Source organism: Bacillus timonensis (genome assembly GCF_004799755.1).
GTDB lineage: Bacteria > Bacillota > Bacilli > Bacillales > Bacillaceae_L > Ferdinandcohnia > Ferdinandcohnia timonensis_A.
In genome coordinates, this window is record NZ_SLUB01000029.1 from 26,439 (window position 1) to 52,920 (window position 26,482).

General features: G+C 38.4%; 24 protein-coding genes. 6 read left to right on the forward strand and 18 right to left on the reverse strand.

From position 1 onward, the window contains the following. The first annotated feature begins 142 nt into the window (after positions 1-142). Positions 143-1,123 (forward strand): diaminopimelate dehydrogenase, encoded by a 981-nt coding sequence (locus E1I69_RS15160; protein ID WP_136380414.1) that lies wholly within the window; start codon positions 143-145, stop codon positions 1,121-1,123. 47 nt (positions 1,124-1,170) lie between these two features. Here the strand turns inward: E1I69_RS15160 and E1I69_RS15165 are convergent, their stop codons facing one another. Then, complete coding sequence (locus E1I69_RS15165; RefSeq protein ID WP_242634609.1) at positions 1,171-2,895, reverse strand: sulfate adenylyltransferase; 1,725 nt, start codon at positions 2,893-2,895, stop codon at positions 1,171-1,173. Between the two features lie 230 nt (positions 2,896-3,125). On the opposite strand from E1I69_RS15165, the gene E1I69_RS15170 reads away from it, so the two are divergent. Continuing rightward, positions 3,126-3,806 carry a phosphoribosylaminoimidazolesuccinocarboxamide synthase gene (locus E1I69_RS15170; RefSeq protein ID WP_136380416.1) on the forward strand — a complete coding sequence of 227 codons (681 nt, stop codon included), beginning with the start codon at positions 3,126-3,128 and terminating at the stop codon, positions 3,804-3,806. A 775-nt stretch (positions 3,807-4,581) separates the two neighbouring features. Here E1I69_RS15170 and E1I69_RS15175 read toward each other — a convergent pair. The 4 genes from E1I69_RS15175 to E1I69_RS15190 form a co-directional block, all read right to left on the reverse strand. Continuing rightward, entirely contained in the window at positions 4,582-5,448 is an 867-nt protein-coding gene (locus tag E1I69_RS15175) for a YitT family protein (protein WP_161974912.1), read from the reverse strand. Positions 5,449-5,762: 314 nt separating this feature from the next. After that, positions 5,763-5,951: a hypothetical protein gene (locus E1I69_RS24620; RefSeq protein ID WP_136380418.1), complete on the reverse strand. Its 189-nt coding sequence runs from the start codon at positions 5,949-5,951 to the stop codon at positions 5,763-5,765. Between the two features lie 130 nt (positions 5,952-6,081). Further along, on the reverse strand, positions 6,082-6,504 hold the full coding sequence (locus tag E1I69_RS15185; RefSeq protein ID WP_136380419.1) for a VOC family protein: 423 nt from the start codon (positions 6,502-6,504) through the stop codon (positions 6,082-6,084). Between the two features lie 402 nt (positions 6,505-6,906). After that, positions 6,907-7,440 (reverse strand): hypothetical protein, encoded by a 534-nt coding sequence (locus E1I69_RS15190; protein WP_136380420.1) that lies wholly within the window; start codon positions 7,438-7,440, stop codon positions 6,907-6,909. A 264-nt stretch (positions 7,441-7,704) separates the two neighbouring features. On the opposite strand from E1I69_RS15190, the gene E1I69_RS15195 reads away from it, so the two are divergent. Further along, positions 7,705-8,274, forward strand: a complete 570-nt coding sequence (locus E1I69_RS15195; RefSeq protein ID WP_136380421.1) for an RNA polymerase sigma factor — start codon at positions 7,705-7,707, stop codon at positions 8,272-8,274. Further along, positions 8,271-9,026 carry a DUF4367 domain-containing protein gene (locus tag E1I69_RS15200; protein ID WP_136380422.1) on the forward strand — a complete coding sequence of 252 codons (756 nt, stop codon included), beginning with the start codon at positions 8,271-8,273 and terminating at the stop codon, positions 9,024-9,026. The genes E1I69_RS15195 and E1I69_RS15200 overlap by 4 nt, the downstream gene beginning before the upstream one ends. 378 nt (positions 9,027-9,404) lie before the next feature. Here the strand turns inward: E1I69_RS15200 and E1I69_RS15205 are convergent, their stop codons facing one another. Both E1I69_RS15205 and E1I69_RS15210 read right to left on the reverse strand, forming a co-directional pair. Further along, a complete protein-coding gene (locus tag E1I69_RS15205; RefSeq protein ID WP_161974911.1) occupies positions 9,405-9,869 on the reverse strand; it encodes a DUF1648 domain-containing protein in 465 nt (154 codons plus the stop codon). Positions 9,870-10,076: 207 nt separating this feature from the next. Further along, positions 10,077-10,880 carry a methyltransferase domain-containing protein gene (locus E1I69_RS15210; protein WP_136380424.1) on the reverse strand — a complete coding sequence of 268 codons (804 nt, stop codon included), beginning with the start codon at positions 10,878-10,880 and terminating at the stop codon, positions 10,077-10,079. A 395-nt stretch (positions 10,881-11,275) separates the two neighbouring features. Between E1I69_RS15210 and E1I69_RS15215 the strand changes: the two genes are divergently transcribed. Next, positions 11,276-12,973 carry a M3 family oligoendopeptidase gene (locus tag E1I69_RS15215; protein WP_136380425.1) on the forward strand — a complete coding sequence of 566 codons (1,698 nt, stop codon included), beginning with the start codon at positions 11,276-11,278 and terminating at the stop codon, positions 12,971-12,973. Between the two features lie 123 nt (positions 12,974-13,096). Here the strand turns inward: E1I69_RS15215 and E1I69_RS15220 are convergent, their stop codons facing one another. Beyond that, positions 13,097-14,062, reverse strand: coding sequence for a DMT family transporter (locus E1I69_RS15220; protein WP_136380426.1), 966 nt, complete (start codon positions 14,060-14,062; stop codon positions 13,097-13,099). 144 nt (positions 14,063-14,206) lie between these two features. Here E1I69_RS15220 and E1I69_RS15225 point away from each other — a divergent pair, with 144 nt between their 5' ends. Next, entirely contained in the window at positions 14,207-15,079 is an 873-nt protein-coding gene (locus E1I69_RS15225) for a LysR family transcriptional regulator (protein WP_136380427.1), read from the forward strand. Between the two features lie 97 nt (positions 15,080-15,176). Here the strand turns inward: E1I69_RS15225 and E1I69_RS15230 are convergent, their stop codons facing one another. The 10 genes from E1I69_RS15230 to E1I69_RS15275 all read right to left on the reverse strand — a co-directional run bounded on the left by E1I69_RS15230 (position 15,177) and on the right by E1I69_RS15275 (position 25,610). Further along, positions 15,177-15,827: a YdeI/OmpD-associated family protein gene (locus tag E1I69_RS15230; protein WP_136380428.1), complete on the reverse strand. Its 651-nt coding sequence runs from the start codon at positions 15,825-15,827 to the stop codon at positions 15,177-15,179. A gap of 198 nt (positions 15,828-16,025) precedes the next feature. Beyond that, positions 16,026-16,994, reverse strand: a complete 969-nt coding sequence (locus E1I69_RS15235; protein WP_136380429.1) for a sugar phosphate isomerase/epimerase family protein — start codon at positions 16,992-16,994, stop codon at positions 16,026-16,028. Between the two features lie 17 nt (positions 16,995-17,011). Continuing rightward, the gene (locus tag E1I69_RS15240; protein ID WP_136380430.1) at positions 17,012-18,049 is read right to left on the reverse strand and encodes a Gfo/Idh/MocA family protein; all 1,038 of its coding nucleotides are present in this window, start codon (positions 18,047-18,049) and stop codon (positions 17,012-17,014) included. Between the two features lie 10 nt (positions 18,050-18,059). Continuing rightward, positions 18,060-19,088, reverse strand: a complete 1,029-nt coding sequence (locus tag E1I69_RS15245) for a Gfo/Idh/MocA family protein (protein WP_136380431.1) — start codon at positions 19,086-19,088, stop codon at positions 18,060-18,062. Positions 19,089-19,110: 22 nt separating this feature from the next. After that, complete coding sequence (locus E1I69_RS15250) at positions 19,111-19,836, reverse strand: ThuA domain-containing protein (RefSeq protein ID WP_136380432.1); 726 nt, start codon at positions 19,834-19,836, stop codon at positions 19,111-19,113. Positions 19,837-19,855: 19 nt separating this feature from the next. Next, complete coding sequence (locus tag E1I69_RS15255; protein WP_136380433.1) at positions 19,856-20,605, reverse strand: response regulator transcription factor; 750 nt, start codon at positions 20,603-20,605, stop codon at positions 19,856-19,858. Further along, on the reverse strand, positions 20,586-22,397 hold the full coding sequence (locus E1I69_RS15260; protein ID WP_136380434.1) for a sensor histidine kinase: 1,812 nt from the start codon (positions 22,395-22,397) through the stop codon (positions 20,586-20,588). The genes E1I69_RS15255 and E1I69_RS15260 overlap by 20 nt, the downstream gene beginning before the upstream one ends. Positions 22,398-22,512: 115 nt before the next feature. After that, a complete protein-coding gene (locus E1I69_RS15265) occupies positions 22,513-23,787 on the reverse strand; it encodes an ABC transporter substrate-binding protein (RefSeq protein WP_136380435.1) in 1,275 nt (424 codons plus the stop codon). A 54-nt stretch (positions 23,788-23,841) separates the two neighbouring features. Further along, the gene (locus tag E1I69_RS15270) at positions 23,842-24,669 is read right to left on the reverse strand and encodes a carbohydrate ABC transporter permease (RefSeq protein ID WP_136380436.1); all 828 of its coding nucleotides are present in this window, start codon (positions 24,667-24,669) and stop codon (positions 23,842-23,844) included. Then, positions 24,669-25,610 (reverse strand): carbohydrate ABC transporter permease, encoded by a 942-nt coding sequence (locus E1I69_RS15275; protein ID WP_136380437.1) that lies wholly within the window; start codon positions 25,608-25,610, stop codon positions 24,669-24,671. Before E1I69_RS15275 ends, E1I69_RS15270 begins: the two co-directional genes overlap by 1 nt. Between the last annotated feature and the right edge of the window lie 872 nt (positions 25,611-26,482).

Consider the following 26,482-nt stretch of genomic DNA (forward strand, 5'->3'; position numbering starts at 1 on the left):
AAAGAAAATGTTTGGAATATAGAGCAGTTTCTATTATTATAAGTATTATCAAAAAAATCATAAAAAGAGCGACCCATGAAATTGGCAACTTTAGGGTAGAACGTATTTTTTTGAGAGTAATGGAAGTAAAGGAGAAATGTATATGAGCAACAAAATTAGACTAGGCATCGTAGGTTACGGTAATCTTGGAAAAGGTGCAATTCAAGCTATTAAACAATCTCCTGATATGGAATTAGTAGCAGTTTTTACTAGAAGAGCCCCAGAAAGCCTAAAGCTTGAGGATGCAAATGTAAAAGCTGAACATATTTCAAATGCAAGTGATTATCAAGGTAAAATTGATGTCATGCTCCTTTGTGGCGGTTCTGCTACAGATCTACCTGAACAAACTCCACAAATTGCTAGCATGTTCAATACTGTAGATAGTTTTGATACACACGCAAAGATTCCAGAGTTTTACCAATCTGTAAATGAAGCTGCAAAAAATACAACGGCTATTATCTCAGTAGGTTGGGATCCAGGTCTATTCTCAATCAATCGTGTGATGGCGGATGCCATTTTACCAAATGGTGAAAATTACACATTCTGGGGCAAAGGTCTTAGCCAAGGGCACTCTGATGCAATTAGACGTGTCGAAGGTGTTAAAAACGGTGTCCAATATACAATTCCGTCTGAGGATGCGATGGAAAAAGTTCGCAGTGGTTCAAATCCAGAACTAACAACTGCTGAAAAACACCGTCGTGTTTGCTATGTGGTTGCAGAAGAAGGTGCAGACAAAACTGCTATTGAAAATGAAATTAAAACAATGCCTAACTACTTCGCGGATTATGAGACAGAAGTGAACTTTATTTCTGAAGAAGAATTGAATCGTGACCACTCTAAGGCTCCACATGGTGGGTTTGTGATTCGCGGTGGAGAAACAAGTGAAGGCACTAAACAAATTTACGAATTCTCTTTAAAACTAGATAGTAATCCTGAGTTTACTTCGGCTGTATTGGTTGCATATGCAAGAGCTGCATACCGCTTAAGCCAAGAAAAACAATTTGGTGCAAAAACAGTATTTGATGTAGCGCCAAGTTATATCTCTCCTAAGTCACCAGAGGAATTACGTAAAGATTACTTATAAGATAACAAAAAATCACTCACAATTTTGCGAGTGATTTTTTATTTTAATTATTCATCACTGCCCCTGTAGCGTTTATATGGCAGTGGGTTCCAAATCCGGTATTGAAGATCTTCGGAACGTAAAGGTGCCGGAATATCATCAAAGATTTTCCTTGCCACTTCTAGTTCACGCATCGCTTCCGACTTATCTTGGTACATGAATTCGTCTGAAGCTTGATCTAGCGCTTTATCCACCTTTTCTTCTAAATACTCAACCACCATCTCTTGTTGTCGATGAATGGATTCCCTCGCAGATGCCACCCAGTCCGGCTGTGCAGTACGAAGGGTGTCCGATACATAACTGAACTCTTTGAAAATATCCTTATAAATTTTATCCGCATTTTCACGTGCATCCGTGATAGCGTTCTCTAAATCTTCAATCGTAAGCTCCTCAACCTCAAGAGGCTTTCTACGTGTTGGACCACCGATTCCGGACCTCGTCAAATAATATGGGAAAATACTTTTAATTGTTTTTCCGACTGGTGAGATCGCCATTTGATTCTCGTCTACACCCTTTGGCTGCACGCCCTGCATGGCAATTCGAGCCGATTCTGGTCTTACAATTTCCTTTGGTGGCAACACACCATAGCGTAACAGCTCGCGAATTCCTGTCCCCGAGATATTAATCCGGTATTGCTCATCATGTGGACATGTTTGTTCAGTTGCTTGCGCACTACATCGTGTACAATAAAACACTTCATGGAACAGACGAATATCAATTCCTAATTCGGCTGGTGTAAATTCGTCAAAAATGGTATGGCTCGCATATTTGTCATAATAATCACCAATACCGGCGTGGTCTCGTCCGATTAGGGCATGTGTACATCCGTAGTTTTTCATAATCAATGCATGAAGGACGGCCTCACGTGGTCCCGCAAATATATAGGTAACACGCAATGGTGCTAGAATCGTTCTTTCCTTTGGATAATATGTATCTAGCACACTTCGGTAGGACAATACACGGAACTCATGGCGTGTATATTCACGCTTTGCCATTTCTACCAGCGGCTGAACAAATAAACCTTCCAATTCTTCTAAAGCATTTCGATGAATATACTCGTGTCCGCGGTGTAAAGGATTGGCCCCTGTAATAAATCCTCCCACCGACTTAAACTTCTTCGTCTCATAAAATAGCTTCCAAGTATCCTTAGGCTCCATTCGAATCTCTTCAAATGGCCCCCAGTGGGCTCGACGGAGCAATGTAATGGGTCCCGCCAAGGCTGTATCACCCATTCGACGATAGATTGAATCTACACCTGGGTGGTTGCGGTCAGTTGTGCCGAACACATGGTTTGCACGGAATTCACGATCATAGTGAAAAATATCCGTCAATGTAAGAATGGCGACTGGCACTCTTGTTTCATCAGCAAGAGCCACCTCATCCCCTACTGATAATGTCTTAATTATCTGCGCGTTCCGGTCACCAATTGGTGCGAAACTAAGTGGCACCGGCCAAACGACCCCATTTTTCAAGCGGCCTTTTGTCAAAACAGACTTATAATCTTCCTCATCCATAAAGCCTTCGTTAGGAGACAATACCCCAGTTGCAATCATTTCAAGTGTTATGACTGCCTCCAAATCCACCATAATCATCGGTAACTGCTTGGCCCTTTCCATCGCTTCCTCTTGCTCTTTCCCCGCAAGAACACGATTCACCAATTTGCCGCCATGTGGTTGCTGTGGATAACCTGCAAATGTTTTTTCATCCAATACATCTGTAAATTGATTCATCATATCACCCTCCCCTTACCACATATATTCTATTGATATCCTTTATATCCTTCTTAAACTTAATATCTTTTTAGAAAATTCAGGTAATTATACGTTAATCGACAAAAATAGACAAATGGCGAATCGATAAATATATTTTTAATGTAAGCGCTACACTTCAGAATTTACTCTTGTTCGACAATAATTTTAAATTTATGATTATTATGTAATTGAATTCGCATAGGAGGATTGACATGGAGTTAACGTACACAGGTAAAACAAAAGATGTCTATGAATTACCGAACGGAAATTACTTACTACAATTTAAAGACGATGTCACAGGCGTTGATGGGGTTTTTGATCCAGGTGCAAATACAGTTGGGTTAACCATTGAAGGTGCAGGACGTGCTGGATTAAAACTAACAAAATACTTTTTTGAGAGATTAAATGAAAAAGGGATTCCAACTCACTATATTGACGCTGATATCGCACAAGCAACCATGACAGTCAAACCGGCCGAAGTATTCGGTAAAGGGCTTGAAGTCATTTGTAGATACCGTGCTGTCGGCAGCTTTCTACGCCGCTATGGCTTATATGCTGAAGAAGGACAAGCCTTGGATGCTTTTGTGGAAGTGACCTTAAAAGATGACGGTCGTGGAGATCCTCCAATCAGTGAAGACGCTTTGGACATGCTTGGCATCTTGTCTAAAGAAGAATATCAAATATTAAAAGACCTTACCCAACAAATTGCCGGGATTGTCAAGGATGAACTTGCAAAGAAGGGTATTGAGCTGTATGATATCAAATTTGAATTCGGACGTACTGGCGAGAACAGACAAATCGTGCTGATCGATGAAATCTCTGGCGGAAACATGCGCGCATACAAAGACGGCGAATATGTCGAACCCCTCGAATTAGAAAAAATGTTTTTATAATTAAAAAAAGAAGCCAAAGCAACATTATTAACGGGTTCCGATTCAGGGTGCAAAACAGTAAATCACAATACGGTTTTTAGCGTGAATTCACATACGAATTCACGCTTTAATTTTCTAGTTATAGTAAGGTTTAATGCAGTTTTTATAAAAAAATAATTAAAACTCACATCCGTTTTTTGGAGGTGTGACAATACTTGTAGTACATGAGAATGTGATTGTGAAAATAGGTGTGATATCGTCGGTGAATTACTGTTCGATGCAAAGTTGAAGATGCAACAGCGTGTTTGCTGTGTGAAGTAAATTCTATTATTAAAGGAGTTACTCGACTTCAGACATAACCACGTTGTTTTTGCTTTCCTTTGTCTGAAGATGCCGCGACTTCAGACACAACCACGATGTTTTGGCTTTCCTTTGTCTGAAGATGCCGCGACTTCAGACACAACCACGATGTTTTGGCTTTCCTTTGTCTGAAGATGCTACAACTTCGGACACAACCACGATGTTTTGGCTTTCCTTTGTCTGAAGATGCTACAACTTCGGACACAATCACGATGTTTTGGCTTTCCCTTGTCTGAAGATGCCGCGACTTCAGACACAACCACGATGTTTTGTTTTGGCTTTCCTTTGTCTGAAGATGCCACCACTTCAGACACAACCACGATGTTTTGGCTTTCCTTTGTCTGAAGATGCCGCGACTTCGGACACAACCACGATGTTTTGGCTTTCCTTTGTCTGAAGATGCCGCGACTTCGGACACAATCGGGATGTTTTTGCATTAATGTATATCTCTTTTCTTAAAGTTGCCTCCTTTTACTTCCGAAACGTCATATACAACAACAAAGGCCTGTTTGTCTATTTCGTAAATAATTTCTTTCATTTTACTGTCCTCTAAACGGTTAATAATACAAGTAATTTCTTTGAATTGCTCATTTGAATAACCGCCTTCAACTATATTGTATGTTGCACTTCGACCTAAACGATCCCGTATCGTTTCTACCATTAATTCGGGTTGACTTGTTATAACTTTATAGGTTTTAGAACCACTTAAGCCTTCCTCAACAGTATGGATCACCTTAGACGCAATAAAGTAAGCAATACCGGATAAGAAAGCCCCTTGTAGTCCAAAAACGGTTGAAACTACTATAAAAACAAATAAGTTTAAGAATAAAATGAGGTCACTTGTTCCAAACGGTAATTTCCGGGATAGTAATACCGCTAACATATCAATGCCATCTAATGCACCACCATTACGTAATGCGACTCCCATACCGAATCCGATAATAATACCACCAACAACGGTTACTAACAGGGTGTCTCCTTGAATAATGGTTGGAATGTGGTGCATAATGCTTGTCCCATATGCTAATGAAGCAATGCCAATAACAGAATAAATAGCAAAGCTTTTCCCGATTTGTTTATAACCTAAAAATATGAAAGGTATATTTAGAACAGCAATCAAAATTCCTAGAGGTATTCCCATTAGTTCTGAACCAACTATGCTTAGACCAGTCACACCGCCATCTGAGACGTTGTTTGGAATTAGTATTGCCTCCAGTCCATATGCTGTTATAAATGCCCCGATTATAACCGATATTGCGCGTAATACCTTTTTAAGTCCATTCGTTCTTCTTTGCGCTGCCATTGTACCCATTTTTGAGTCCTCTTTCCCAACTAATCTCTTTTTTTCTATTAAAGGTCATTATTTGCTACTTCTTTAAATCATATTCAATCCGACATGCCGTGTTAAGTTATATGACACTTTGTCACATCGTAAAAATTTTATATGACAGAGTGTCATTTGTCAATGAAAATATGACACTCTGTCACACCAAAGGGAAGGAAACACCCTCATATATACCAAGCATTTTTGACCATAAAAAAATGGTATCAGCCCCCAATACTGTAGTTTCATACCGTACCGAGGTTCAGGCACCACAATTTTTAAACAAAGCCAAGCTAGTTTGAAAACATCATTAAAAGAGGCCCAAATAATGTTGGAACAAGCAATAGTAAAACTAATCCTGTAAACATATAGGTTACGTATTTTTTTCGATCTACACCTGCTCTTAGTTCCCACAAGCCGATTGTAATGAAATATAAACCTATCATTACTACTATTGCGGGTAGCATAATAAAAATATTCATCTAGTTTTCCCCTCTCAACACACAATCCACATTAACATAATATTCCAGATATCTACCGAATTTCCTGCTTCAATCACACAAAAAAACGACTGCCTTGTCAGCAATCGCACATGTTGAAGAATGTTTAACCTTACTCAATAAATTCCCAATCTGGATTCCAAACTACTTCCCACAAATGTCCGTCTGGGTCTTGAAAGTATCCAGAGTACCCTCCCCAAAAGGTATCGTGTGCTGGAACTGTAATAGTTGCACCAGCTTTCCTTGCCTGTTCCATTACCGTATCTACCTCTGCTTTACTCCCTACATTATGACCAATCGTGAAATCAGTGGGACTAATTGGAGTCTGTTCTATGCCTGTGTCATGAGCGATGTCCTTCCGACTCCAAATGGCGAGTTTCAACCCTGATTGTAAATCGAAAAATGCAACAGCACCGTGCTCAAATTCCTGACCGACTATTCCTGTTGTTGGTAGCCCAAGTCCGTCCCTGTAAAATTTTAAAGACCTTTCCAAATCATTTACACCCAACGTGATAACTGAAATTCGCGGTTTCATCGCCTATCCCCTAACTATTTTTTTCGTTTAATTTATTAAACCAAAAACCAAATACCTATACCCATCACCATAAACATAACGCCAAAAATGAATAACGAAATTCTTAGAGCTATAGGATGATGACTCCGAAAGTTATTTTATATAGTTTGTGCAGCCCCATTAAAATCCATCCAACGATTAAAAAAAGCCAGTTGCATCTGGACTTTCATTAGTTTCCTCATAAAACCCTTCTGCTTTCTTAGAAAATGAAAAGCAGAAAGCCATAATACTTAATACTCCCGTGATTACCGTTACGCCTAAAACAGTCAAAATGTCCAAACTCAATACCCCGCTGTAAAATTCTGTAATAGTAACCTAGCTTATATACGAAAGATAACATAAAATGTTTCATTAACGATTCCTCTATTCTGTGCCAACATACATAAATTCATCTTCTTTACCAAAGCGAAAATGGATATCATACTTTGTTTCACTTCCATACTGGTTGTAACCATAAAGAAAATAACCGACCTCAGTAAAGTCATTTTGCGGATTATAAAAGCTAAAATACATGGGTAATCCGGCAATTTCGGTTGGAAAGTATTGTTCGACTGGAGCATCAGCAAGTTCATCAAAATAGAGCTTGCCATCAATAACTTCAAGTTCAACATCAAATTCACTTCTTATTTTATCGAATTCGTTTTGCGCTATATAGTTCATAATGTTTCTTGCGTTATGGTCAAATATTTGTAGTTTCTCTCGGTTCTTCTTCTCTTGCTCCAATTCGTACTTAACAAGGATCAGTTCATCTTTTAACATACTAATCTCTAAATCTTTCTCTTCAATCTGAGTTTCGTATTTCAAAGCTAAAGATTGCTTGTCATTTTTATCATCAGAGCTTGCAGATATGAAACTTACAATCAATACAATTCCTGGAAAAAGAATAGACCGTTTCATTTTATCAACCCCAACTATATCATTCCCCTTATTCCTTTCTAAAGAAAACTGTCCTAATAGCGTAGTAACTTCAACACCAATAAGCGATAATCCTTCCTGGAACGTGATATAGACGTATATCCTATGAAAATAGCTCCCTATTATTTAATTAAAAAAAAGGTTCCTTTATACCTCAATTCCAGTAGAGGTATGTTATTATAAAAAGTAAAATAAACCCATTTTTACAATGTTTTTACGAATATATAGTAAGGAAGGTATAGTTGCATGTTAAAAAAGCTTTTCGCCAAGAAGAAACCTTCAGAAGATGAATACCGCCTCATTTACGATTTATTTTATGATCGGCTCTACCATGATGCTTATTTCATTACTCGGGATCCGTATTTGGCTCAAGATGTTGTTCAGGATACTTTTATAAAAGCTTTTAGAGATTTAGATAGTTTAAGAGATCGATCAAAAATGGGTGCTTGGTTATCCACCATTGCGTCGAGGACAGCTATTGACTTAATTCGTAAACAAAAAGTGTGGAACGGAATCCCTACAGAAGACGTCTATTTAGAAAATGATCAAAGTTACCATTCAAATCCAGTTGAAATGGAAGTTGAAGTAAAGCTTATGTTAAAAGAAGTAGGAGAAGTTCTTTCTGAGATTAGTGTAGAGCACCGAGAGATTCTGCTATTAAAATACATACATGAATTAAAAGAGAAGGAAATAGCAGAGTTACTTAATCTTAAAGAAGGTACGGTAAAATCTAGAATATTTCGCGCTAAAAAAGAGCTGAGAAAAATATTAATTGGTAAAAACTTTACTCAGCAGATGGATGGTGAAGTATTATGAAATACGACGATTCTCTAAAGCATGATGTTCTTAGGGATTCAATGAAATCTGAATATAAAAATGCCCCTTTGCCCCCTTCTTCAAAAGAGGAAACATGGTTACACATACAGCAGGAATTAAAAGAAAATAAAAAGAAAAAGGTGTTTTTTAAACCAGGCTTAGTTGCTGCCTCCATATTAATAGCATTTATTGTTGGGACATTATCATTTGAAAATAGCCAAGGTAATGCCTTCGGGTGGATCACTAAATATTTCCAAAAGGATAATGGCACTATTACCCAAATACAAGATTCGATTAGTACAGGCGAGTCAAATAGTCTCCCACTCCCGTCTGCTAATTCTTTACAAGAAATTGGCACTCTAACAAAAGAAGAAAACATGAGTTTATCTGAAGCACAAGAAGTTTCAGGATTCCACATATTAACCCCCACTTATTTACCTGAAGGATACGAACTGTTAGATGTCACTGTTGTTTATGGGGAGAATGAAACAAGTAATGAGATTATATTAAATTTCAGCAACCAACTCATGATCCAACAAATTGGAGGAGCCGAGGACATGGGGAATACTTTACTAATTGACAATGAAGATACCAAGGTAGAAACGATTACAATTAAAGGCGAAAAAGCCACCCTTTTAACATTTAAGGATCATACAAGTAGGCTACTCTTTAATCATTTGAAGACCAGAATAATAATTAGCGGAAGTTTACCCGGAGAAGAGTTAATCTTGATAGCAGACTCTATGAAATAAGAAAAAGCTAACTTTAATAGTCATATAGAACTATTGGAGTTAGCTTTTTTCATTTCCCATATTAAAAATAATAAATGGAGGTCGAAACACTATTAAATGTTTCCGTTATGCTACCCATTGTAATCTTATGCACTCCCCTAGTACAGTAATAATATCCCTTTGGGCAATATACTCTACAAAATTATACAAATAATTGGTCCCATATTTCACAAATTCTTTCCCACTACTATAATCAACCCATCTAGCTCTAGAGGAGCCCCACACTTGCAAATACAAGGTTGTTGTAATTTTATCAGCAATCGTATAGCTATCAGTATGTTTTCTTCAACTATAGCTACCCGTTAGTTCAATAATATATTGAATTAATTTAGGTAATATCTAGTATTTCAATGTTGATGCCCAAATTAAAAGATAAATGGGAGCAATAAAACAAATAGCCAAAAGAGTAAGCGAGATTATAAAAGGTAGACTAGAATCGATTCCGACTGAATATCTTAGCAATGCTTCGTTAGCTAGTATAAAGGATATAAAACTAAGATTTTGAATCAGTATCATTACTTTTCCAGTTTTTGAAAACTGAATTTCTTTATTTGCTTCAGTTAAATTGATATAGTTCAATTTTTCTGGCTTTTTAACTAATAAACCAATAAGGAACCAAATGAAAATACCCAAAATAGGCATTATATACAGGATGTATTTCGGACCCCAGTTATCTGGAGTGTCGTTAGTAAAGTGTATTGCGATACGTTCGGGAATATCTGCCCAAAGGTAGAATAATTTAAAAATATGGTAGCAAAGGATAGAAATTGAGATTATAACAAGAGTTACTTTAAAATGTTTCATTTTATCACCTTTCATACTTAAAACTTTATTGCACAATCCTGCCCCTTAACTTCAATACGTTTGACACGTATAAAAGTTCCAATATTAAGTAAAATATCCAGTTTAAACTAACAAAAATCCATTTCTGCTTATTGAACTAACCTGACCCGTTACTTCAATAAGAAAAAAACGCCTCTACTTATTGTAGAAACGCAATTTGAAAAGGGTTTATTCAGTTTTTTTACCGACATACATTATATGTTCAGCTAAACTAAGTAATTCCTTTTTTTCACATACCTTTTCTGCTAAATCTAACCAAGCATTTATTACTTCGGGTTGCTGTTCAAGTAGTTCTGGCTCACGAAGATATAAAAAGCTTTCGCTGTTCAGTAAATGAAGTGTTTCAAGGTTAAATTGATTAAAAAACGGAAGTACGTTTTTAGGAGATATAAAAAAGTTCTCTGAAAACCCTTGTCCAGTAAAATCTCCATCATCGACTATTTTATATAGTTGTGATTTCCTTTCTTTATCTAAAATAAATTCAGGGTTACGTATTAGATAGTCCCAAACAAACGCATAAGAAGAAACGAATGCCACAAAAATGATTCCGTTTGGCTTTAACTTTTTTAAACATTCCCTAATAGTTTTTGCCCTATCTTTCTCGCTCTTAAGATGATACATTGGACCCATACATAGCACATAGTCAAATTGACTATCCTCAATAGTTGATAAATCACGACTATCAACTTGCAAACCTTTAAGTGGGAATCCTAATTCTTTTGCTTTATTCAATGCAAAGTCTACATTCTTTTGTGAAAGGTCAGCTAATGTTACATCGCAGCCATGTTCAGAAAGATAAAGTGAATACCTCCCTGGACCACCGCCGAGATCCAATACCTTGTCATTAGGCTTCATATAACGGTTCATAAAGCGTTTGTTAAGTTCAAACTCGACTTTATGACGTTCGAGTCTCTCCCACTCATCATTTACTGTTTCATCATAAAATTTCCTCACCACTTCTAAGTTATCCATACTAAATCCCCTTTCTAATTTAATTTATTATACAAAAAAACTCCCACCTCCAAGAAATAATTCTTGAGGACGATTTCAGGAAAGCACCCACAGGAACTCAGAGTAATTATGGCTGCTAACAAAAAAGGAAATTTCATTGTATCCCCCCAATTCAATTATGAACTTCAAAGCCTACCTTTACTGTTTAGACGATGTTATGATTGATTTTGTTACCAAATTCTTGAATCTTTCTCCCTCTCAAGGTACACCTTTGCTTCCTACTGGAGAGCCTTTCACGTACATAAAAAGAAATCTTGAAAACCATCTCTTGCTTCTTTTTGGAAAAAGTTAGATGTAAGAACTAGGATTCTATAATATAATGAAAGATAGATTAAAAAAGGGTAGGTGAATTAGCCATGACAAAAGATGTACGTCCTACATACTATAAAGAATTAATTGATCTACAAGATGTAGATGCACTAGAAACTCAGATTCAAAGTTTACTGAATGTTCCAATTGAATCCGTTTCCGATTTAGAAGAGTGGTTAAAAGATGAAAAGAATTTAACGATTAAAATTTCGGAAGCGATGACAGGTCACCAAGTCGACTTCTATCGGAACACCGAGGATGCAGAAATCAAGTCGACATATCTTCACGATCAGCAAGTCATTCAACCACTTTTAATGAAATACGAAGCAAAACTAAATGAGAAATTCTGTGAGTCTCCTTATGTACATCAATTGGATGAAAAACGGTACGGCTTAATGCGACAAGTTCGCGAGTCTAAAGTGAAACTGTTCAGAGAAGAAAATATTCCATTAATGGTAAAAGAACAAGAGCTCTGCACGAAGTATAGTGAAATTATGGGAGGATTAACAGTTGAATGGGACGGCGAGGAAAAGCCTTTTCCGTTTATCCAATCCCAACTCGATAATCTTGACAGAAGCGTGCGAGAAAAAGCGTATAAAAAAATGGGCTCCGCCTTTCGTCAAATTAAGTCTGACATGGATGCCATTATGGATGAACTCGTTCAACTACGCCATCAAATCGCTTTAAATGCAGGCTTTGAAAATTATCGTGATTATATGTTTGTGGTCAAAAACCGCGAGTATAGTGTCCAAGACTGTTATGACTTTCATGAAAATGTAGAGAAACACATTATTCCAGCTTGGAATCGATTAGCGGCTGTTTTTAAATCAAAACTTGGTGTTGATACCTATCGCCCTTGGGACAACACCGCTAAATTGATGAAAAACCCACCATACACCGAGGTGTCTACTCTTATGGATGGCGTTTCTGAAATGTTAGGGAAAACCGACTCATACTTTGCAGACCGTTTCAATTACATGAGAGAGAATGGGTTACTAGATCTTGGAGATCGGAAAGGAAAAAGCCCGGGTGGTTTCTGTACTGGCTTACCTGTTTCAGGGGATACCTTTGTGTTTGCAAACTTTAGTCCTTCCTTTTTCTCTTTGATCGCATTAATTCATGAAATGGGCCATGCGGTAAATGGATACCTCCAGTTTTCCGAGCACGGGCCTACTGAAGACTACCAGCACCGAATGGAAGTAGCTGAACTGTATTCTCATGGGATGGAATTGCTTTTGTTGGATAAACTGGATCGTTTTTATCCAGATGAGGAAGATTTTAAGAGCGCACAGCGTGAAGAGTTAAGAAGGGCATTTACAATGTTATACGGACCATTGTCAGGAGATCTCTTCCAGCATTGGATGTATACAAATCCTACTCACACTGCCAAAGAACGTGATGAAAAATTCTTTGAAATCTCAAAACGTTATGGCTTAAACCCTGTCGATACTTCTGGGCTTGAGGAAGAAATCGGAATGAGCTGGGCGGGAACCCTTCATTTCTTCGAAGTTCCTTTCTATAATATTGAATACTCAATCTCGATGCTTGGGGCTTTACAATTGCTTGAGAATTATCAAAAAGACCAAGAGCAAGCGATCGAATCCTTTAAAAAAGGGGCAAGTGCGGATTACAATCAAACCATCGCAGAAATTTATAAAGAAACTGGCGTCAGTTTTGATTTTTCAGAGCCAGCCGTTAAACGCATGGGTAAATTCTTAGAAAAGGTTATTCAAGACATTCATTAATGAAGGTAGTCATTGGGAGACTATCGACGTTCAAAAAAGGCACCACTAGTGATATGAATCTAGTGGTGCCTTTTGTTTTACTCATACCCGCAAAATTTTTGCGCAACATAGGTCAGGCACCGGTTAAGATGCACGTTGACGTAGCCTTGGTTGAGTACTTGGTAAATATTTTTTCTTTTGTAGTCTTACAAACAGATTATTTGCCACAAGTGAAAGAATGATAAAGACAGTGCCTAAAATATCAAACAATGTCACGTTGTAGCCCTGAAAAATCGATACTAAAAGGGTCGTAACAGGTACAAAGTTAATGAATAATAAGGCATTGATTGGCGATAAAATACTGACACCAATGTTCCAGCCAAGTAGTGCAATCAGTCCTGGAAAAAGGATCATAAACAGCAAATGCGGAGCTGTTGCCGTAATCTCTTCTTCTGTTGGAACCGATACATATCCAATTAGAGTTGCTACTGCTACAACCACACCCGCTGTTATCGTTCCAAGTAAACAACTTAGTGTGGAATACCGCAAAACAGACCAATCACTAAACTTACTTCCGCCCATTGTGTAAATAACCCATCCAACAACTGCAAGGAATATAAGAATAGACGGAATCAAATTGTCCGTTGCACTTAAAAATGATTGAATATCCCCTTTTGTAATCACGAATACCGCGCCAATTAATGCCACAATTACACAGGCCAAAGTAAATGAATGTGGACGTTTTTTATATAACATCCAGACGATGACAATCGAAATCATTGGCATAAGCGATTCATTAATGGATGCAACCATGACTCCTGGTTCCCCCAATAAATCTTCTCCCCAGAAAATAAACAGATTATAGACCGTAAAGGCCATTGTCCCGAAAAACCATAATGGCAGACCTTTTCCTTCAAATCGAAAAGCCTGTTTTCCTTCTTTCCATAAAAGCATCGCAACCAAAAGAATGGTAACTGCTCCATACCGTATAATTGTAAAATAAAAAGGATCAATATGCTTAAAAGCTGCATGTGCTACCGGAAACATGGCACCCCAAGAAACCGCAGCAACAAAACATAAAACAGCTCCCCATAACACATTATTTCTCACTTTCCCTCACGCCTCCCTTATATGAATAGCAATCTTGATTATCTCCCCTTTTTGATATCTTGTAAAATGAATAATAATGATTAACTACCATCACTTTTCGTGATATCATAGAACTATAGAATAATAGCGAACGGAGGCTGAAAAATGGAATTTAAAGACTTAGAGATTTTCCAATTGGTTGCAGAAAAAGGAACCATTACAGAAGCGGCAAAAGACTTGAAATATGTGCAATCCAATATTACATCCCGAATTCGTAAACTAGAGGATGAACTGAACACTCCGTTATTTAATCGCCATCGACGCGGAATGAGCTTAACACCTGAAGGAAAAAAACTCTTAACCTATAGTAAAAAGATCATTGCGTTAACAGAAGAAATGAAACAAGCGGTTCAATCCAATGGGGAACCCTCAGGAAAATTAGAAATCGGTACAGTCGAAACCGTTATTCATTTACCTAAAATTTTGTCTAGCTATGTAAAAAAATATAAGGATGTCGATTTGTCTGTATTTACGGGGGTAACAAGTACACTTGTGGAGGAAGTATTACATCATAAGCTAGATGGTGCGTTTATTACGGAATCGGATTTGCATCCTGACCTTGTAGCCCATGAAGTGTTCCAAGAAGAGCTCGTCCTCATTTCCGATAATCGAGTCTCCAGTCTAGATGAGTTAGTCGAAGAACCAATCTTATGCTTTAGTAAAGGCTGTGGATACCGGGCACGGCTAGCAGAATGGTATCGGGACCAAGATATATCACCCAAAAAAATAATGGAATTCGGCACATTAGAAACCATCCTACGCAGCACGACCATGGGACTAGGCATTGCATTCGTTCCAAAATCAGAGGTGACGCAAATGGAAAAGAATGGTCTCATTCGATTCCATCAAGTCCCAGAGCAATATAGTAAAATCAAAACGGTATTTATCAGAAGAGCTGACACCTCCTTAACACCCACCATCGAAAAATTTATTGAGACGATTGAATCTAGTAAAAAGGAGAATCTGTTTTCCAAATAAACGCAAAAGTCCTCACAAACATTGGTTTACTAACATTTGTGAAGACTCTTTGTTTTATAATTTCAGTAATGCCCAGGGGATTCATATTCCCCATAACCTATTTCTTGTTTTGACGATACAACTCTAGCGTTTTATAACCTTGTGATAAGATATCAACCATTTGCTCCTGACGCTTTTCACGAGTTTTTTGTTGTTTTGCAGAAAAAATATAACGAGCCCAATCTCTTTGATAACCGGGTGTTAACTTTTGATAAAATACCAGTTCACTTGGGTGATCCACTAAAATTTTTTCAATATCTCCTACGTTGTTTTCATAGTCTCCAACACTCTGGCTCGCAGCTGATGATTTTTTTGATTTCTTCTTCTCCTGTTTTAAGCCGACAACAGTAAACACATCATCCATGCTCACCATTCGCGAAAATTTCAAATCACTCCCCTGTATATAACCATCTTCTCCAACATTCATGGCTGGAAATATTTCATCTCGATGTACAAAAGTAGGATATCTCTTATTCCCTTTCTTCGGATAAGCAAAAAATAAATATCCTTTCTCAAGCAAGTGATGTTCATGAATGATATGCTGAGTATGCTGGACCATATCTTCAATTGTTTCAACAAAAATGAAAATAGCATCATGTTCCTCAGATAATGACGTCTTAAAATCAGCAAATACGTCATAATCACTCGGCTGATTGAGAACAGCCATGTTTTTATACTTTGTTAAGTTTAATTTATCGATGATCGTCATGAGATACTCCTTTATGTATAAACATATTAACATTTCTGTGGATTTGCCTCTTCTTTTACTATACCTTCTATCGTATAACCGTCAACTCGTAAATTCCAAAAATCGTCGAATTCACTATATGAAATAGCACCTGCAATACGTTGAACTTCAACATTTGCAGGTGCTCAAGGAGTGTGCGGTTAATTTAATAAAAACTCGTTACACCCACCACATATTCCCTGGTAGTTCTGCGAGTAAGACGGATTTTAAATTTCGAACAGCACGGGAAAATCCTTCTTCAATGGACATGATTGGGTCCTCATGCTCAATACTTACGACATAGTCGTATCCATAGGTTCGTAGGGCACTCATCATATCCGACCATTCTTGTAAACTATGACCACAACCTACAGAACGGAATGTCCATGCTCTCGTTTGAACCTCTCCATATGGCTGCATGTCTGTTAACCCATACATATTGACGTTATCTTGATCAATATATGTATCCTTCGCATGGAAATGATGGATCGCATTTGCCTTACCTAAAATCTTGATCGCCGCTACAGGATCAATTCCTTGCCACCATAAATGACTCGGGTCAAGGTTCGCACCAATGGCATCACATGTTTCCTCACGTAGTTTTAGAAGCGTATATGGGGTGTGTACCAAAAAACCACCATGAAGCTCTAGCCCGATCTTTACATTATGATCTTTTGCAAACTGACCACATTCCTTCCAATAGGGGATTAATTTTTCCTCCCATTGCCATTTTAAAATATCACCATACTCATTTGGCCATGGAACAACCGGCCAGTTTGGAAATTTCGCACCTTCGTGGTCTCCAGCAGTTCCCGAGAAACAGTTTACAACAGGAACATCTAGTAAACTAGCAAGCTTAATCGTTTTCACCAAAGCCTGGTGCGACTCCTCGGCAAACTTTTGATCAGGCGAAATCGGATTTCCATGACAGCTAAACGCACTTATTTGGAGTCCGCGTGAAGTCACTTTTTCCATATATTCGTTTCGTTTCTCTTCACTTTCTAATAAGGCATCAAGATCACAATGAGCCTTTCCTGGATATCCACCCGTCCCAATTTCAACTGCGTGTAATCCAGATGCAGCTACATAATCGAGCATGTCTTCAAAGCTCTTTTCTGAAAATAATACAGTAAATACACCTAGTTTCATTCTTTGTTTCCCTCCCGCTACATTTTAATGCTGTTTCCTGTTTCACTACTTTTATAAATGGCATCGATGATTTTGGAGACTTGTAAAGCTTGCTCTGGTTTCACGATTAGTTCATCGATTCCTAAACAACTATCCACAAAGTTTTTCGCTTGAGGAATATCTGGAGAGTCTTCACCTGGTACCCAGTTCGCAACCGTATTCAAGAGCATTCCATGCTTCGCTTGATTCAGTTGAAGTGGGAATAAATCAATCCCACCCTTATCCCCCGAAATGCTAACTCCTTCCTCATCCTGCGGAATATTGGCTGACCATGACGTTTCAAAAAGCATCGAAGCACCGTTTTGAAACTTAATATAGGCCGTTACATGATCATCCACATCAAAGGATTCCGCATCAAAACTTCCCCATTGATTGACTTGGTTTGGCATCTTACTTAGGCGGTTATAAGCTGTACCGCTTACCTCAACAGGCTCTGGATTTCCCAGTAACCATAAGGATAGATCTAAGAAGTGACAGCCCCAATCGATAAGGGTTCCTCCACCTTGCAGTTCTTTATTAGTAAAGACACCCCACCCTGGTACCTTACGTCTTCTTAATGCTTTTACCCTCGCAACGATGGGTTCACCAATTTCATCCTCTAAAACTAGCTTTTTTGCAGCCTGTGAGTCTTTTAGAAAACGATAATGATATCCAACCGCCAACACTTTTCCGGAACCTTTGGCTGCATCAATCATTGCCTGACATTCCTTTGCTGACATCGCCATTGGTTTTTCACATAACACATGAACACCCGCATCAAGTGCTGCAATTGAAATATCAGCATGAAATTTATTCGGGGTACATACAACAACAGCATCCACTTCAGCAAACATTTCCTGATAGTTCGTATAGATCTTTGAAATCTGGTATTTTTCTGCAACAGTCTTTGCGATTTCTTCATTCACATCACAAATGGCTTCAATTGTGACTTGCTCGGCTAATTGTTGGAATGCAGGTATATGTCGTGCTTGTGCAATTCCACCAGCTCCTATTATTCCAATTCGCAGTTTACTCACGGTTTACACCTCAATTGATCGTGATAATCTTGCTCGTCTCTTTTGATTCAAGTGCTGCTAATATGACCTGTAGCGATTTCATTCCTTCTTCCCCAGGTACAGGTGGAATGGTGTCAGAAATGATTGATTGAACAAAATGGGAAATAACGTGAGAAGTTGTTTGCCCACCCTCTTCATTTGTTTGAATGCCGCCTAATTCACATTTCACAACCTCCCCATTTTTATATTGAAGAATAAGGTTATGAACAGGGTCTTCCTCAAGACGTAGAATCGCCTTTTCTCCGTAAATAACCGTTGAGTTATCCTCCTTTGACACGTAAGACCAACTCGCAGCCAATGTTCCGATAATGCCAGATTCTGTTCGTAAAATACAAACGGCTGTATCATCTACATCCGCGTTTTCCTTGGCACTTGTTTCAATGAATGCTCCCACCTCGACAAACTCTTCCCCTAACAAAAACCGCAGCAAGTCTGTTTTATGGACGCCAAGATCACCCATTGCGCCAATAAAGGCTTCGTTCTTCTTAAAAAACCAACTTTCCTTTCCGTCCACACTCCATCCTTCCGGACCACCATGTCCAAATGCGGTACGGAAGCTATAAATCTTTCCTAATTCACCATCTTCAATTAGCTTTCGAGCCTTTTGATGGGAAGCGACAAATCGCTGATTATGCCCAATCATTAGCTTCTTGTTTGATTTCTTCGCCGCTTCAATCATATTCATCGCTTCTTCGCTAGACGTAGCCATTGGCTTTTCACAGAGCACGTGCTTTCCTGCTTCCAATGCGGCAATCGAGATCGGTGCATGCAAATAGTTCGGTGTACAAACACTTACTGCTTCTATCTCTGGGTCTGCAAGTAGTTCTTCATAGTTTGTATAAGCTATGACACCGTACTCACTTGCGACCTTATTGACACGTTCCTCGACAATATCACACACCGCCACAATCTCAACATGTTCATTCATTGCATATTCAGGCAGGTGACGGTGCTGGGCAATGCTCCCACAACCGATCACAGCAATTTTTACTTTACTCATCCTTCATTCCTCCTCTATGTATTTATTTACTTGCTTTGATTTCTTCAAGTGGTTGGGCATTCCCATAAATAGGCTTTGGTAGCTTAGTAGGCTTTGCCCATTTGACGGCATTGCAAATCACTCGTTGAATGTCCTTGTGATAGTATGTTGGGTATGTTTCATGACCTGGTCGGAAATAAAAAATTTTCCCTTTCCCTCTTTGATAGGTACAGCCACTTCTAAATACCTCTCCACCTTCAAACCAACTCACCATTAACAGCTGGTGAGGTGCGGGAATATCAAAATGCTCCCCATACATTTCTTCTTTTTCAAGCTCGATATATTCACCCAGCCCTTCCACAATCGGATGGCTTGGATCGACAATCCAAATTCGTTCTTTTTCATCCGCTTCTCGCCATTTTAAATCACAGGATGTTCCCATTAAGCATTTAAAAATCTTCGAGAAGTGACCTGAATGAAGAACAATGAGCCCCATCCCATCAAGTACCCTTTGCTTCACCTTCTCAACAATCTCATCACGTACCTCATGATGGGCAAGATGCCCCCACCATACTAAAACATCTGTATGTTCAAGAACATCATCAGTTAAACCGTGCTCAGGCTCATCTAGGGTGGCTGTTCGAACCTGGAATTTCTCCTCTTTTAAAAAGCCTGCAATCGCCCCATGTATCCCTTCCGGGTAAACCTCCCGTACAATCGAATCCTTCTGTTCATGTCGATTTTCATTCCAAACCGTTACTTGTAGCATGTTACGTCCTCCAGTCTGCTCATTTTACCTTCACTTTCCTATTTCGATATTCATTCGGACTTACCCCAATTAACTTTTTAAACAGTTTGCTAAAGTATTTCTCATTCTGATAGCCCACCAGATTTGCAACTTCATAGATTTTTAAATGTGGGTTTTCCAATAATTCTTTTGCTTTTTCCATCCGTATTTTCATTACATAGTCTGTAATGGTATCGTCAAACTCTTGCTTGAATTTCCTTGAAATATATTCCCGACTAAAAAAGAATCGGTCCGCTATGTCTTGCAGATTGATTTCATTCTGATAATTGTGTCTGACGAATTCTTCAATCAAATGGATGCCCGTTTTCCCACTTTGATGGTTTTGATTCGGAACCAATGTCTTTTGATGAAGAGCTTCCTCCTTCCATTCGACAATCGCTTTTTCTAATGTTTCATTAAGCACGTCCGGCTCAATTGGCTTTAATAAATAATCAAAGCTTTTATAAAAAATAGCATTCCTCATATACTCAAAGTCGTCGTAACCGCTTACGACTATGGTTTTACTAAAAATCCCGGATGCGTGTATCCATTTTAAAAGACTAATTCCATCTCGTTTTGGCATTCTCATATCTGTAAAAATAATCGCAGGCTGATGCTCGTTAATGAGGTTCACAGCCTCTTCCCCATCTTTTGCCTCAAAAATCGTATTGATTCCAAATCTTTTCCAGTCTGCTAGTAAAAGAAGTCCGTCGCGCACATGCTTTTCATCATCAATAATGATCGCTTTCATAATTAGCACCTTCCACATCCATCGGAAGTCTCATCGTCACTAAAAGACCGCCTTCCTCATTATTTTGAAGTTGTAAAGTGGCTTGGTCATGATAATAAAGCTTTAATCTTGCATATACATTTTTGAGTCCAATATTGGTTCCCTCACCCATACTAGTTCCACTATGAAAATATGAATCGATTTCCTGCAGTCTCTCTTCAGATACACCCGTCCCATTGTCTTTTACAGCAATGAATAATTCATATTGTTCAATTGAACATGTTAGCGTAAGCATACCAACTTCAGTCCGATCATCAAATCCATGCTTAAAATAGTTCTCAATAATCGGCTGCAGAATCATTTTCGGAACCTTCACATCTTGTGCATTTTCATTAACATCAATGATGAATTCGAATTGTTCTCCAAATCTTTCTTTTTGTAAAAGCAGAAACGCTTTTATATAAGTTATTTCTTTAATCAATGGAATGATGTCTTCTTCCATATTCATTCCGTATCTCATAATCTTCGAAAGCTGAGTAATCAACGAATAAATTTGTGGGACATTGTTTTTTAACGCAAGTGTACCTATCGATTGAAGTGCATTGTATAAAAAATGCGGATTAATTTGTGATTGAAGTACACGCAATTGATTGGTTTTGTTTTCGATTTCAAGCTTATATTCCTTATTGATATGATGATTGATTTTTTCTATCATTTGTTTAAAGCGATTTCCTAAAACCCCAATTTCATCTTCACCCAAAGGCTGAAAATTCACATCCATGTTTCCCTCTTCAACCTGACGGATGTTGTGAAGAAGGATTCGAATAGGAGACGTTATTTTAAATGAGACGAACAGGGTTGCAAGTACAACTAGGGTTAATCCAATCACCCCAAACAAGATGTTGATAATCGCGACGTTATTCACGCTTTCATAGAGAGTGGTATAAGGAATTCTTTTGACTAACACCCAGTTCCCAGCAATCTCTGGAAGCTTATTATAGACCATGACCCCATGAAAGGAATCATCACTCCATTCCATCGTCCCCTGCTCATCATTAGTATGAACGACTGTATCAATCCATTCTCTGTGTTCTGCCTTTTCCCCTTGTGTAGATTGATAGATAAAATCTCCTTCAGCAGAAACGATATAAAATTCCTCGTTTTCTTTGTTATAAAGATTTTCACTTAATTCAATGATTTTATCTGGTGTAATTTCCAATGTGACAAAGGCAAGAACGTCATTAGATGGTGAATTAATAAAAGAACGGTGAATCGATAATACGGTTTTTGGCCGTTTAACATTTACAATATCGTCCAAGTCATTTTGGATATGAATCGGTTCGATATACATATTCCCTAGACTTTTTTTTGCTTTTTCCAAGGCATCATCGTTACCATTCTCTACCTTATTTGCAAATACAACTGCTGACTGCTTTGAAATAGAGATGATTCGGTCATCTTTTTCAAACGTAATATAGACTCGTTCAATATTTTCTTCCGCATATAAAATCGTTTGCAGAACATCTTTCACAGTATCCAAGATCTGATAATGTTTCTCCTTATGTGGAGACCTTAAAAAACTCACAATATCAGGATTATTATAGAGTGAGAGCGATAATCCATTCAGCTCTCGGATATAGTTCGAAAGATTTTCCTTCCCTTGATATAAAAGACTCTTATTCTCTTGAACGACTTGATCCTTCAACGATTCTTTAATATGAAAATAGGTAATCGCAATAGACGTTCCAAACGGCACGATTGTAGTGAGTAGTAATAACACAATTAGCCTATTTCGAATACTCTTTTTGAACAAAGGGCTCTCCCTCCTAAATATATACATTCTTAGTATAAAATAGAAAGCATATCTAGTATAGACATGCTTTCTATCAAGAAGGGAGTCATCACTGAATGACTGCTTTAGGCTTTGATTATTTCAGGTTATCCCATGTCTCTTGAAAACGAGCTAGTAATTCATCGTAATCAATTTTTCCTGCAGCATATTCTTGGATGGCCGCTGCTTTTTCCATATTTGCCCCATCTGGCCATCTGAACCATGTCCAAGGAATTGTTTTCTCTTCCTTAGAATATTCCAAGATTGATAGACCCAGATCCCCTAATCCTTTCGGTTCGATGTTATCAAATGCCGGGATAAACGCGAACTCTTCGGTAATAAAACGCTTACCAGTTTCGGATGACACCATCCAATTCAAGAAATCTTTAGCTTCTTGTAGATGCTTTGAATTTTTATTCAGTACCCAGTTATTCGGAACTCCAACTGGCAGACGATTTGCTGCTGCTTCATCATCTGTCATTGCAATTGGAAGGAAGCCCATATTGATTTCAGGATTAATTTCATAAATCATGTTTTCTGTCCAGTTTCCTTGTTGCAGCATAGCTGTTTCACCAGATCCAAATAAAGTAACTTGGGTATTATAATCGGTCGTTAACGGATTATCATTTGCATATTTTAACTCTAAATCTAGAACATTCTTAAAATCTTCAAAATGCTGGTTCCCAACAATTTTTTCTGTTCCATCATAAAGCCCTTCGATAAATTTAACAGGGTCATCCTGTTGGGCAAACGGGATATTGAGTAAATGTTGACCAATAACCCACCATTCTCCATAACCCGCTGAGAATGGAGTAATCCCTGCTGCTTCAAGCTTTTCTGCAGCTTCTTTTAACTCTGAAAATGTAGTTGGAGCTTCTTTAATGCCAGCTTTTTCAAATAAATCCTTGTTATACACAAATCCATAGCCTTCTAAGTTAACAGGCATCCCATATAGCTTTCCATCTGTATCTGTCATTGGAACTTTACCAATTGGCAACACATGCTCGACCCAAGGCTCATCAGAAAGATCGGCTAAACGTTCTTTCCAAAGCTCTAATTCCTTAAATCCTCCATTGTTAAAAATATCTGGCTCATCGCCTGAAGCAAATTTCGCTTTTAATGCCGCACCATAATCAGCACCACCACCAACAGTTTCAAGCTTAATCTTGATGTTTGGATGTTCGTTCTCATACTCATCAATCATCGCTTGAAGCTGATCGGCAATCTCAACCTTGAACTGCATCATGTTTAGCGTAACGGTTTCCCCGTCAGTTCCTCCATCTCCCTTGCCATCCGTCTTCTCCTTATCTGAACAGGCGCCAAGGATGGCTAAAAACAAAACCATTGTTAACAAAAGCAATTTGCGTTTCATTAACTATTTCCCCCTTTATCATGTGAATTTTTGTATTATACAAAAACGTATAACCTATTTAATCGAGCCTGAAGCAATTCCCTTAATAATATGCCTTTGTAAAAACAAGAAGAAGATGATGATGGGTGTGATCCCCAGAACGAGTGCTGCTAATCCCATATCCCATTGCTTTGTATACTGAGCAAAGAAAGAGCTTGTTGCTAAAGGAATTGTTCGTAGTTCTGCATCTGTTAAAACTAGAAGAGGCAGTAAATAATCATTCCAAATCCATAAGGTGTTTAAAATAATCACCGTCACCGTAATGGGTTTTAGTAACGGAAATACAATTCTCCAAAACACGCCAAACTGTGAACAGCCATCTATTCTCGCTGATTCCTCAATTTCAATTGGCACTGTTTTCACAAAGCCGTGAAACAGGAATAAGGACAATGGAACGCCAAACCCAAAATACATGATCACCAAACCTGGAATACTATTAACAATTCCCAACATCCCACCAAGCTTCATCAACGGAATCATGACAGACTGGAAAGGAATTACCATCGCTGCGACAAAAAAAATAAACAAGAAGTTGCTAAACTTGCCACCCGTTCTGCCTAATTTCCATGCAGCCATTGAACTAATTACGACAATACCAATATTACTGGCTACCGTAATAATCAATGAATTCCAAAACGCTCGTGGAAAATGAATAATGTCCCATACCTTCACAAAATTCGTAAATAGAAATTCCTTAGGCCAGGCAGCCGCGTCTATTAAAATCTCAGAAAAAGCCTTCATCGAATTAATAAAGACAAAGTAAAATGGGATGAGAAAAATGAGACCTAGCACAATTCCAAGAATCTCTAGAAGTAGTGTCTTCTTTGTGTACCTTTGGTTCATTATGCCTCAACCTCCTTTTTCTTCGTCATCACAACTTGAACAGTCGTAAAGACTGCTACAATTACAAAGAACAAGACCGCTTTGGCAGTTCCTAGACCGAAGTTGTTATACTGAAAGGCTTCCCGATATATATTAATCGCAACAGATTCTGTTGAGTTGAACGGTCCCCCGTTCGTTAACGAAATATTTATATCGAAAATCTTAAAGGCCATCGAGATCGTCAAAAAGAAACAAATCGTAAACGCTGGCAGAATTAACGGCATCATAATCTTCGTTAAGACATTCCAATTCGAAGCCCCATCAATTCTAGCAGCCTCTACTAAAGATTGATCGACTCCCTGCAAAGCTGCGATATAAATGACCATCATATACCCAGCCGTTTGCCAAGCGAATACAATCACAATTCCCCAAAACGCAGTAGCTTCATCACCTAACCATGCAAGCTTAAAAATCCCAATATCGGTATATTTCCCAACCGAGGCGAACCCCTTCACAAAGATGAACTGCCAGATAAATCCGAGCAAAAGTCCGCCAATGACATTTGGCATAAAAAAGACCGTTCGTAAAATATTCCTCGTTTTCAATGCGCCATTTAGCAATAACGCTAATCCGAATCCTAACAAATTGCTAATGACTACAGCTGCAAACATAAACCTTGTTGTAAACCAGAAGGAATTGAAAAACTTCGCATCGTTGGTAAAAATCTTTTTATAGTTCTCCAATCCAACCCAGTCCACCGCTGCACTAATTCCATTCCAGGATGTAAATGAATAATAGATCCCCATCAAAAATGGGATAATTTGAATTACCACAAAAAACAATAATGCAGGTCCAACAAAAGCAGCATAGGTTAACACGTTTTTCCATTTTATTTTTCGTTTTGGCTTGAGTTCCGGTTTTCGGCTTAGTTGTCCTACATTTACTGCTGTCTTCGCCTCCATTTACACCACCCCCTCACTTTTTTGAAACCGTTTTCTTTTATTATAGCCGGTCGAAAATGAGAATACAGGAAACAATATTGACGGATAGGGGGTACTGAATTGACCTTGTTATGTCTTTTTGGTTATTTTACTGAAATTCCCGAAAATCATCTATTGTGGGCAAAAATCCGAGGCTTGGGGAAGTTGAGGCAAGAACAAGGAGCTTGGAAATTCCTAACGAGTTTACTTCAGAGGTGCAAACATAGTAAAACACATAGGGTTTCGAAGATCAAATTACAGTAAAAGTCAAAGTAGATCGCTTTAGAAAAATAAAATCAGTAAATATTCGGACAAAGGAAAGCCAAGACAGCTTGGTTGTGTCTGAAGTTGAGACATCTTCTGACAAGGGAAAACCAAAACAGCTTGGTTGTGTCCGAAGTCGAGACATCTTCTGACAAAGGAAAGCCAAAACAGCTCAGTTGTGTCCGAAGTTGTGGCATCTTCTGACATAGGAAAGCCAAAACAGCTTGGTTGTGTCTGAAGTCGAGACATCTTCTGACAAGGGAAAGCCAAAACAGCTTGGTTGTGTCTGAAGTTGAGACATCTTCGGACAAAGGAAAGCAAAAACATCTCGATTGTGTCTGAAGTCGTGGCATCTTCTGACAAAGGAAAGCCAAAACAGCTCAGTTGTGTCCGAAGTCGAGACATCTTCAGTCAAGTCCTAAATTTTGTGTAAAAGTGTCAAACAATGATAATCGACTTATTAAAAAAATTTGTATAGTGATCTACAATTATTTCGAATTTACATTGAGGGGTGGGCATGATAGCCTGGAGGGCAAGCCAGGTGTTGTTAAACTCCTGGCTTCCTGGCTTTACATCATGCCCGCCGGAGG